This window comes from Accumulibacter sp., assembly GCF_032229525.1.
Classification (GTDB): domain Bacteria; phylum Pseudomonadota; class Gammaproteobacteria; order Burkholderiales; family Rhodocyclaceae; genus Accumulibacter.
Window position 1 is genome coordinate 1 of record NZ_JAVTWB010000126.1, and the last position, 10,054, is coordinate 10,054.

Below are 10,054 nucleotides of genomic sequence, written 5' to 3' on the forward strand. Positions count from 1 at the left end.
AAGGCTATGAGCCCCTGTGCGACAGCCCGGGAACCTATGTGCTGCAGCAGTAGGCAGACGAATCGCCGCATCGACGTCGTGCAGCGCTGGATGGCGCCGTACGACCCAAAGCGGAGGTGGCCGTCCGCGAAAGCGGACGTTCAAGATTCTCGTTTAGCGGCGGCACGGTGACACATCCACCTTGGTGCTTTATCCATCACCGTTCGCCACAACCAGTCGCAAAGCGGCTTTTTTCATTCGTGGAACGCTACGCCGATTTCCTGAAGGCGAGGCGCGTCCAAGTGACACCCGCCGCGCGATTGACCGCCTGAATGGATTCGGTTTGCACGTTGAGCACTGGCCGCAAACCATATTGCCCGGCAAGCTCGACTGTCTCGCTGCCTGAGACCTGGAACATGCGCCGCGCTTCCGGAATAGGTCCATGCCGGAGGGAAAACACCAAAACGCCGTCCGGGGCCAGCAGCGAGGCAAGTCGCGACATTCCCGCGCGTCGCTCGGCCTCGTCGAGGTGCATCCAGACGGCGCTCAACATGATGGTGTCGAACACTTGTCCTCGGGACAGAACCAGCTCGAGCTCTGGCAGAGCGTCATTGAGCCATTCGATCGAAGCAAAGCGGTGAAGCTCCTTGGCCGCCGCAAGAAGCTCCACTGTGGGCTCGACCGCCACAACGCTATGCCCTCGTTCGGCGAACCACACCGCATCAACGCCAGTGCCAGCACCAACATCCAAGATGCGACTTGGAACCGTTGGCAGGAGATGCATCTCAGCGCGATGGCGCTCCGCGAACGAGATTGACTCGTACCGAAGAATCAACGTCCCCGCCTGTTCAGCGTAGCCTCGGGTTCCGAGAGTTCTGGAGGTGCACTGCATGAGCATCTATTTGGTTCCACCTAGCGTTCGCGGCGAGATGCCGGTGCGAGCGACGCTCGCAGGCCGTCATTCTCGAACGCGCGGTTAGGCATTGAAAATCAACTCCTTCAAGCGTGCAATATCTTCTTGCACCTGGCCGATGAGGCCAGCAAATGAGCTTGCTTCGAAAAAGTGAAAGCCTTTCCACGGATTTCCGTCAGTGTCTCGGGGATAGCGATGCAGTTGATCGGCCGGTGTGGCTCGCTTGTGCTCGGCAATTCGAAGCTTGAGTTCTTCGAGAATGCGCGAATCAGTGTTGGCAAGAACTACCTCTTCGTCACGGAAAGGAACCTCGAAAGCATACTTCTTTCCGGGGTAGAGATTTGCATACCGCTTGTGAAGACGCGCCAGGTCATGGCCGACGTTCCCACCAAATTGTTCATTTGGAGCTTTCTCGAGGATCGCCGCCTTCAAAAATAGCTCGATGCCATGAAGGGTGACGGACATGACGACGGCTCCCTTGGGATAGGTTGACTCAGCCGAACATGCAGCGAGTGCACCACAGAGTAGCTTGGCAGCATCAAGATATGCCTCGGAGAATGCAAGAAACTGTAACGAGGCACGAAGTGACTCGATCTCTGAGAAGTGGACCATTTGCCAAGTCATCGTAGCGGCCAGATGGCGAAGGCCTGAGTTGAGCGTCTTCCGCGCCGCCCTCAGCCACCGTCGCCGGGCGTCGTCTGGTAAGTGTCGCGCATCTCCCGCTTCAGCGTCTTGCCGGCGGCATTGCGGGGGAATTCGTCCAGGATCTGCAGTGCGTGTAGACGCTGATAACGGGCGCCGACGCGTTCGTTGATCCAGTCGCGCAATTCGGCAGCGCTGACCGAGGCATGAGCGTGCAGGATCACCGCGGCGACCGGAGTCTCGCCCCATTTTTCGTGCGCCACCCCGAACACGGCGACCTCCCTGACTGCCGGGTGACGCGTAGCAACCTCTTCGACGTCCCTCGGATAGATCTTGACACCACCGCTGTCGATCATGTCTTTCTTGCGGTCGACCAGGTAGAGGTAACCCTCGCTATCCATATACCCGAGATCGCCGGTGAACAGCCAGCCGTCGCGGATCGCCTGGGCGGTCAGGTCGGGGCGGCCGTAGTAGCCGCCCATCAATGACGGACCCCGGCCGACGATCTCACCCACTTCACCGATCGGCGCGTCGCTACCGTCTTCATGGGCGATGCGCATCTCGTAGAAACAGGGGGGAGAACCTACCGAACCGGCCTTGCGCACCGACTGTGTCTTGTCGAGGATGGTCCAGAAACCCTCTGTCAGCCCATAGAGTTCGTAAAAACGGTCGGGCAGCAGGCTATTGAGCTGATCCTTGTGCTCCTGGTACAAGGGCGCACCGAGCGACAGGATCATCTGCAGCGAAGCGAGTTTGTCCGGCGAGAAGTTCGGCGCATTGAGCAGGGCAATGATCTGAGCCGGCACCATCATGGTATGCGTGACGCCCTCGCGGGCGATGATTTCGATCGCCTCTTCGGCATCGAACTGGCGCTGCAGGACGTAGCGGGCGCCGAGGTAGAAGCAGGGCATCAAGGTGACGAAGGCGCCGTTGAAGACGATCGCTCCGGTGTGCAGCACGACCGACTCCGGCGTCATTCGCCATGCCGAAGCAAACAGTGTGCAGTACATCGAGCGTACGAAATGGCTGTGGATGATCCCCTTCGGCAGGCCGGTCGTGCCACTGGTATACATGATGTTGAACAGCGCTTCGGGGTCCACCTGCACCGGATCACCCTCCCCTTCCGGACAGGTCTGCAGCATGGCCGCGTAGTCGGGGTAGTCACCCGTCGCACCGTCGACCATCAACACATGATCGATTGCCAGCTCGGGAAAGTCTTGACGAACCTGATCGAGCATCGGCGCCATCGACTGCTGGGTAATCAGGCAGGTGGCTCCCGAGTCACGAAGCAGGCTGGCCAGGCCGGAAGCCATCAGCAATGGGCTCAAGGGCACGAGCACAGCGCCGATCGAGGGAACCGCCCAGTAGACTTCGAGCAGTTCGCGGCAATTCGACAGCGCCGTCGCTACCCGGTCGCCTTTGCGCACGCCAAGCCATGTCAGCAGGCAGGCACAATGGTTGACACGTGCTTCGAACTGGCGCCAGGTCAGGCGCTCCTGCTCGAAAACGACGGCAACTTGGTCCGGTCGAAACTGCGAGTGGTGTTTGATCAAGTTTGCGAGTTGCAGCATTTCTCCTCCGGCTCAAGAAAACCGTGCCACGCATTGGTAATCGCGCAAGCACCACAAATCAAGTGTACTCCCCGGTCCACGGAGGCGATACAAGTGGACTTTGCCGGGGGGCGTCAGTCAGCAAACCGCTGATCCCTACTCGGCCGCCACGCGCACCGATTCCGGCAAGCACTTCCGCCAAACGGCAATTCCGCCCGCCCGCGGGGCGCCGGGTTCATCGCAGCGCAACATAGTTGACTATATAACGCCAGGAGGGCTGATAGTTCAAACCGCCGCCGAAGCACTCCCGGAGATTCCACAGACGGCAAATCGCCAACCTGCAACGCGCAGAATTCCTCTCGAATGCTCATGTTCCAAGCATTTCTCTCGCCAAGCGAATAATCCCGCCAAGAACAGAAAAGGGGGTGAACAAATGCCACACAGAGGAGTAGAATGAATTGTGCGGTGCGGAAGACAATCGACCAAGCTATTGTAGCGGCTTGGGTTCTGTGCCGGCCAGGGCCGTTCGGGCGCGTCGCTTGGGCCGTGCATCCTGGATTGGGAGTTGCTTCCGTGATTTGTCGGGATGCGTTAAGCAGGATCAGTTCAGGCAGTCGCCGGCCACCTGCGCCGCGAGGACGGTTGCGACTGCGAAGTAATCCTGGCGATGGCGCCACTCCGCGAGTTGCCATGACGCCAAGCAAGATCGCTCGACTCGTATTCTGCGAAGAGTCCAAGAGTATCCGGACTTTCCGCGGCACCAAGGTAATCGTGGGTCGCCCCAACGGGCCGACCCGTTTTGACTCATGTCACCTATTGGAGGTTGAAAAATGTATTCACTGCTAAGAGAAATGCCTGACGTCACGACGAGTTGGTGGAGGTACATGCTGGCGATGATGCGCGCTTCGAACCGCGAAGTCGGCGAGTTCAATGACAACATGTTCATTGCCGCCCACATCGCCATGACTGCCGCACGCGACAACCCGATGAGCATGCTGGAAACCTTCGAGGTCATGGAGCATAGCGTCGGCATGGCCCGCAAGGGTTCTGCCGGCATGCAGGAGAAGATGGCCGACTACGCCTTCGACCAGATCGAAGAAGGCACCCGTGCCTACCTGAACACGATCCTCAAGGCCGACGGCGAAAAGCTGGGTGGCTACATGAAGCGGGAAGCCGAAATCATGGAGGCGGTCGCCAACTTCAACGAACAGATCGAGGCCATCGGCGATGAGTTCGGCTTCCATTTCGAGACACCCAACTACAAGCTGGTACACGAAACCGATAGCTTCCAGTTGTATCAGGTGCTGCCGCTCAAGGAAGGCGTCGAGGTTCGCAAGGATCTGAAGCCGGTCGTTCTCGTCCCGCCGTACATGCTCGGCGTCCATATCCTGGCTTTCCTGCCCTTCGAGAACAAGAGCTACAGCCACTCCTTCGCCAACGAGGGTATCCCGACCTATGTTCGCGTCGTCAAGGACATCATGACGAACGAGAAGGTCCAAACGATGACCCCCGAGCAGGACTGCGAGCAAACGCGCGAGATCTGCGCCAAGGTCATGGAACTGAACGATGGCAAGAAAGTCACCTTGAACGGAACTTGCCAGGGCGGTTACATCTGCATGATGAATATCCTTTCGGGCAAACTGAAGGATGTCTGCGATGCCCTGATCACCAACGTGACGCCGGTTGATGGCACCTTTAGTGACGCCATCAGCGGTATGCCGACGATGCACCACGATTTCATCACCACCACGCTGGAAAGTGGCAACAAGGTCGCCAACGGCTACCTCCTCAGCTTGGGGATGCGTTTTGTGGCCATCGACCGTGAAACGCCGCTGGTCAAGGTGCTCGATCAGGCTTCACTGCAACGCGCCACGGGCATGAACCCGGGCAAGACCCCCGCCGCCCTGTTCCGCTGGCTGCTCAAGGAACGTGTACACCTGCCGCTGGCCATCGCCAACATGAGCTCGCACACCTTCCAGGACCCGATTGCGGAAGATGGCACCTTGCCGGTGAAACTGTTCGATCAGCCACTGAACATCAAGAGCCTGATCGATCTGAAGGTGCCTTGGTACCAGAACTATGCGATCAAGGACGACCTCGTAACGCCGGCTTGCGCCACCGCCGGCAACAAGTACCTGGAAGGCTGGGACGGTCTCGAGTCGGTGGCCTTCTTCGGTGGTCATGTGGCCATCCTGACCAGCCCTTACGGCAAGAAAGCGCCGGTTACCGGCGAGTTTACCGACGCCAACGGCAAGGCTGCCCGCGGACCGGTGAAATTCCAGATGGACATCTCCTGAGCAAGGGAAGTGTCCGGGAGAATGACGGCGTAGTGTGTCACTAGCACTCGCCTTCTGATCCTCTGCAAGTTACGCGGCCGGCCCGACGACAATCGTCCAGGTCGGCCGCGTTGCTTCTGGATAGGCTTCGTCGCAGCGAAAGAGTGGCGCCACGGCAAGCGATAGCGGCAGAAATCGTTCATGATAGCGATCGCGCCGAGCGTCATCACACCCAAGCTAATAGCAGCAGAAGTGTCCACATGGTCGTGGGCACTCGAATATCATCCATCTTGAATCTGGAGATTTCCTTTATGAGCTACGTCAACATCATCACCGAAGTCCGTGGAAAAGTCGGCCTGATCACTCTCAACCGTCCCAAGCAACTCAACGCCCTGAACGATGATCTGATGGACGAATTGGGCAGCGCACTCGGCGGCTTCGAGGCCGACGAAAACATCGGCGCAATCGTCATTACCGGTTCGGACAAAGCCTTCGCCGCCGGCGCCGACATCACGGTGATGCAATCACTGACCTACATGGAAGCCTACAAAGGCGACTTCATTACGCGCAACTGGGAAGGTGTAAAGAACTGCCGCAAGCCAGTGATTGCTGCAGTAGCCGGCTACGCCCTGGGTGGTGGCTGCGAACTGGCGATGATGTGCGACATCATCCTGGCTGCCGACACCGCACAGTTTGGCCAACCGGAAGTCCGCCTGGGCATCCTTCCCGGTGCCGGAGGTACGCAGCGCCTGCCGCGCGCCATTTCCAAAGCCAAAGCGATGGAAATGTGCCTGGCCTCGCGCAACATCGACGCGGTTGAAGCCGAGCGCGCCGGCCTGGTCTCGCGTGTCGTCCCGGCCGACAAGCTCCTCGAAGAGGCTCTATCGACAGCGACCCGCATCGCCGGCTTCTCGCTGCCGGTGGTGATGATGATCAAGGAATGCATCAATCGCTCCTACGAGAGCTCGCTCTCCGAGGGCCTGCTCTTCGAACGTCGCGCTTTCCACTCGGCTTTTGCGCTCGACGATCAGAAGGAAGGCATGACGGCTTTCGTCGAAAAACGCAAAGCCAGCTTCACCAATCGCTGATCCACGAAGCCGCTCAACCCCTCCCGGCCCGCGCTTGTGGCGAGGGCCGGGAGGTCAAAAGCGCTCAGCAGTGGGCGACATCGACAGCGTTGCTGATGGTTACCTGATCCACCCAAGCCTTCGCGTACACCGTGCTGTAGATGTTCGAATAGGCGGCCACTTCGAGCGTCAGGGTCACCGTGCGGTTGGCGAACCGCGCAAGATCGACCGCGGATTGACGCAACCATTCGTTCTCCTGGTGCACCATGCCGATGGCCGTCACTTCGTCGACGATAACGCCATCGACCAGAACTCTGAAACTTGCGCTGGTGTAATCGTTCACCGCAGCGTTGAGATCCAGTCGCCTCACGTAGCTCAACTCCGGCCGAGGACCTAGCGCCACACGCCGCGTGATCGATTGCGCTCGCGCACCAACCGCGCCGGCGTCACCGGACGAGGCGTGCCCGTAAAGCATCGAGCCACCGCGAAAGGCGCGCGGGTCTTCGAGTAACAGATCCCATCCGGCACCTTCCCAGCCAGCGTTGCGCAGCGCGGCGTCGGGACTGGCCGCCGTTGTGTGCTGACCGAGACCCTTGAGCACCCCCGCCGCCTCAAGCGCGGTCGAAATAATGCCGGGCACGTCAATCCCCAGTGGTGCCGTGCTGCGTGGCCTGCTGCCACCCTTGAGCAATCCCGCTGCTTGCAGCGATGCCGAGATTATGCCATGCACATCGAGGCCCAGTGGCGAACCCGTTGTGCGCCACCGATCATTCGAGCCGGAGGCATGCGCCGGACCCGGCTCGCCTGCGGATTTTTCTCCGGCTCCGTGCTCGGGCATCTCGACCGGCCCCGCAGTACGGGCGGCCTCTGACGCCCTATCGGCCGCGGCAGCCTTTCTCGCACTGTCGGCCCTCGGGGCAGGTTCGACCACCTCCGGGGCTTTCGATCTGGCCGGGCGGTCAGCAAGCAATCCCCAGAAATCAGCAATGCGGTGCGTGGACGATATACCGACGGCGTTGAAGAACGGCGCCGCGGTACCGCACTGCTGCGGCTCAGGCCCCGGATCAAGGGCAGCGCCATGCGACATGCCGGTAATCGTGTAGGACTCGATCAACTCGTCACCGTCTGCTCCCTGCCAGACGCGGCGTGGATAGCCATCGACACGCATCTCGATCGTCGGCCGTTCATCGAGTCCATGTACGTTGACCCACTGCTTGATGATTTCTTCTGCATTGACCGGTTTCACCGCCGTATCCGCATCGCCGTGCCAGATCGAGAGCTTGGGCCACGGACCTTGATGCGCCGACGCAGCGCGCACCAGTGCTCCCCATTCCTCGCCTGAACGCGAACGCCCCTGGAAAATGCTCTCCAGCCCCTCCTGCAAGCCCTTGGCCGTTCGATAAGGTACCCCGGCGATAACCGCGCCGCCAGCGAACACCTCCGGATAGCTGGCCAGCATCACCGTCGTCATCGCGCCACCTGACGAAGTGCCAGTAACGTAAACCCGGCTACGGTCGATGTCGTGGTCGGCAAGCATCTTGTTGACCATCTGCCGGATCGACTCCGGCTCGCCACGTTCGCGCTCGTTATCTTCGGGCCGGAACCAGTTGAAGCAGCGCAAGGGATTGTTGTTCCATTGCTGCTGCGGGAATAGCAGCGCAAAACCATGCCGGTCGGCAACCGTCGACCAGCCGCTACCCTTGTTGTACGACGCCGCGCTCTGGGTGCAGCCATGCAGCACCACGACCAGCGGTGCGTCGGCAGGCAGATCATGGGGGAGATAAGTGTACATCCGCAATTCGCCAGGATTGCTGCCAAAGTTGCCCACTTCGACCAACCGGTTCTCCTGCGTGTCCACCTGGTCGGACCAGGCTTTTACCGACGCCAGGGTCGACAACAATTTTTCCCAGCGACTGCCGTGTGGCGTCTTGGCGGCGAGTTTTGCCATGTTGGCAATGGCGGCCATCTTGTGGCCCAGTTTATTCAGCATTGGACTACTCCTGTCATCGGACAAGGTGGTAAGGCAGCCGATCTCGATCAATTTTCGGACCGGCAGGAAGACGGTGTGGAAGAGGCCCGGATCGACCACTCCACCACGTTCTGGGTCAAGCCAGGCGGGCGGAGCGGCGTCCGGTGCCAGGCCATAGGTATGACTGAAGACGGCGCGGCGGCCCTGCCACCACGCACTGAACTGCAACGAGGCGACTGGGCAACCCCGGTTGATCCAGACGCCGAACAGATCTGCGGCGACAATCGCTCGCGTCTCGTCGGCACAGGCCAGTTCCAGCAAGCGGGCAAGCGCCTCGCCGAAACGCAATCCGTCCAGGCGTATCGCTGATTCGGGTTGCTCATCTGCTGCCGCCGCCGCAACCGCCGGACCGAAGAGCACTCGGGGAGTATTGCCCCCCGCCGCTACGGCTGCCGGTCGCAGGTTTTCATAGCAGCGAATGGCCTCGACCGTCTGCGCCTGTTGCGGTGCTGCCATCGCCCCGATCAACAGATGAGCAGCATATTGCGGCGTCGCCAGGGGCGAACCGCGCCCGCGCGGACCAGGAGCCACCAAACCGCCCGTGACCATCAAAGTGACGCGAAAGCGCAGGTCGCGCTGCGACTCGCCGAGGATATCGGCGAGCCTCTCGCTGAATTCGTAACGTGCCAGTCGATTAACCATGAAGCGACGATAGCACGCACTTTCGAAATATGCACGTCTTTTTTTAGTAAGTGACGTCTAATGCATTTCCATATCCTCAAGCGAGGCAATCAGACCGGGATCGCAGCGAATTTCAGCTCGCTCCTGGTTCTTCGAGCGGTTCCGTGGGGCAGGAAGCAATTCAACACGGCGAACACCGATTGGATCGGCCGATCCGGGAGTTGCGGCGGAGGCGAAGAAAACCCTACCGCGTGACTCTCGCCTGGAAAACCGGGCACTCTTCGTTCTCTCCTGATTTGGTGTCATAGTGAAAGCACACACGAAAACGAAAGGAGTGCTTCATGAAGATCCCGAGCTTGATCGCAGCCGCCACCGTCATCGCCACGGCATCATTGGCCTCCGCTGCAGACGGTCTGGTGGTGGTCGAGAGTCCTTACAGTGCGAAAGACACCATGGCTCGGGCCGAAGACATCGTCAAGCAACGCGGGCTCAGCGTATTCGCGCGTATCGACCACGCTGCAGGCGCGGCCAAGATCGGCAAGTCCCTTCGGCCCACTGAACTTCTGATCTTCGGTAATCCACAAGGCGGGACGCCGTTCATGGAATGCGCACAGTCGGTAGGTATCGACCTACCGCTCAAGCTGCTGGTTTGGGAAGATGCCACTTCGCACGTCTGGGTTGGTTACAACGACCCCGCATTGCTTGCCCGGCGACACGACGTTGCGCAGTGTCCGGTGGTCGCAAATCTTGGCAAGGCACTGGCCGCCCTGACCGAAGCCGTGGTCGCTCCCTAATTTATTGACCCAATGAAAAACCTGCTCACGTGAAATGTCGTTTTGCCGACTGGTTGGCCAGCGCGACAGCAGCAATCGATGGGCCGGGCTCCACACGGGCGGCAATCGCTTGCACTTTGAATTCGTGAGAATGCCGCCAACGGGTTCGTGCTAACGGCGCGGAAAGGAGCTCTGTGTTCATGT

Annotated in this window: 7 protein-coding genes; 3 read left to right on the forward strand and 4 right to left on the reverse strand. The window is 59.9% G+C overall.

Annotation, left to right across the window (positions count from 1 at the left end; all coding sequences use genetic code 11):
• Positions 1-247: 247 nt before the first annotated feature.
• The 3 genes from RUW20_RS08685 to RUW20_RS08695 all read right to left on the reverse strand — a co-directional run bounded on the left by RUW20_RS08685 (position 248) and on the right by RUW20_RS08695 (position 3,105).
• Positions 248-763 (reverse strand): class I SAM-dependent methyltransferase, encoded by a 516-nt coding sequence (locus RUW20_RS08685; RefSeq protein WP_313951813.1) that lies wholly within the window; start codon positions 761-763, stop codon positions 248-250.
• Between the two features lie 192 nt (positions 764-955).
• A complete protein-coding gene (locus RUW20_RS08690; RefSeq protein ID WP_313951814.1) occupies positions 956-1,357 on the reverse strand; it encodes a hypothetical protein in 402 nt (133 codons plus the stop codon).
• Positions 1,358-1,566: 209 nt separating this feature from the next.
• A complete protein-coding gene (locus tag RUW20_RS08695; RefSeq protein ID WP_313951815.1) occupies positions 1,567-3,105 on the reverse strand; it encodes an AMP-binding protein in 1,539 nt (512 codons plus the stop codon).
• An 809-nt stretch (positions 3,106-3,914) separates the two neighbouring features.
• Here RUW20_RS08695 and RUW20_RS08700 point away from each other — a divergent pair.
• Together RUW20_RS08700 and RUW20_RS08705 are read left to right on the forward strand one after the other, a co-directional pair.
• Positions 3,915-5,381: a metal transporter gene (locus RUW20_RS08700; protein ID WP_313951816.1), complete on the forward strand. Its 1,467-nt coding sequence runs from the start codon at positions 3,915-3,917 to the stop codon at positions 5,379-5,381.
• Positions 5,382-5,671: 290 nt separating this feature from the next.
• Positions 5,672-6,448, forward strand: coding sequence for an enoyl-CoA hydratase (locus RUW20_RS08705; RefSeq protein ID WP_313951817.1), 777 nt, complete (start codon positions 5,672-5,674; stop codon positions 6,446-6,448).
• Between the two features lie 64 nt (positions 6,449-6,512).
• On the opposite strand, the gene RUW20_RS08710 is transcribed toward RUW20_RS08705, so the two are convergent.
• Positions 6,513-9,098 (reverse strand): PHB depolymerase family esterase, encoded by a 2,586-nt coding sequence (locus RUW20_RS08710; protein ID WP_313951818.1) that lies wholly within the window; start codon positions 9,096-9,098, stop codon positions 6,513-6,515.
• Positions 9,099-9,418: 320 nt separating this feature from the next.
• Between RUW20_RS08710 and RUW20_RS08715 the strand changes: the two genes are divergently transcribed.
• Complete coding sequence (locus tag RUW20_RS08715; RefSeq protein WP_313951820.1) at positions 9,419-9,871, forward strand: DUF302 domain-containing protein; 453 nt, start codon at positions 9,419-9,421, stop codon at positions 9,869-9,871.
• Positions 9,872-10,054 lie beyond the last annotated feature (183 nt).

Bases quoted from the DNA above. Each gene is read 5' to 3' on its own strand.
- RUW20_RS08685 (WP_313951813.1), bottom strand. From the start codon at position 763: ATGCATCTCCTGCCAACGGTTCCAAGTCGCATCTTGGATGTTGGTGCT.
- RUW20_RS08690 (WP_313951814.1), bottom strand. From the start codon at position 1,357: ATGTCCGTCACCCTTCATGGCATCGAGCTATTTTTGAAGGCGGCGATC.
- RUW20_RS08695 (WP_313951815.1), bottom strand. From the start codon at position 3,105: ATGCTGCAACTCGCAAACTTGATCAAACACCACTCGCAGTTTCGACCG.
- RUW20_RS08700 (WP_313951816.1), top strand. From the start codon at position 3,915: ATGTATTCACTGCTAAGAGAAATGCCTGACGTCACGACGAGTTGGTGG.
- RUW20_RS08705 (WP_313951817.1), top strand. From the start codon at position 5,672: ATGAGCTACGTCAACATCATCACCGAAGTCCGTGGAAAAGTCGGCCTG.
- RUW20_RS08710 (WP_313951818.1), bottom strand. From the start codon at position 9,098: ATGGTTAATCGACTGGCACGTTACGAATTCAGCGAGAGGCTCGCCGAT.
- RUW20_RS08715 (WP_313951820.1), top strand. From the start codon at position 9,419: ATGAAGATCCCGAGCTTGATCGCAGCCGCCACCGTCATCGCCACGGCA.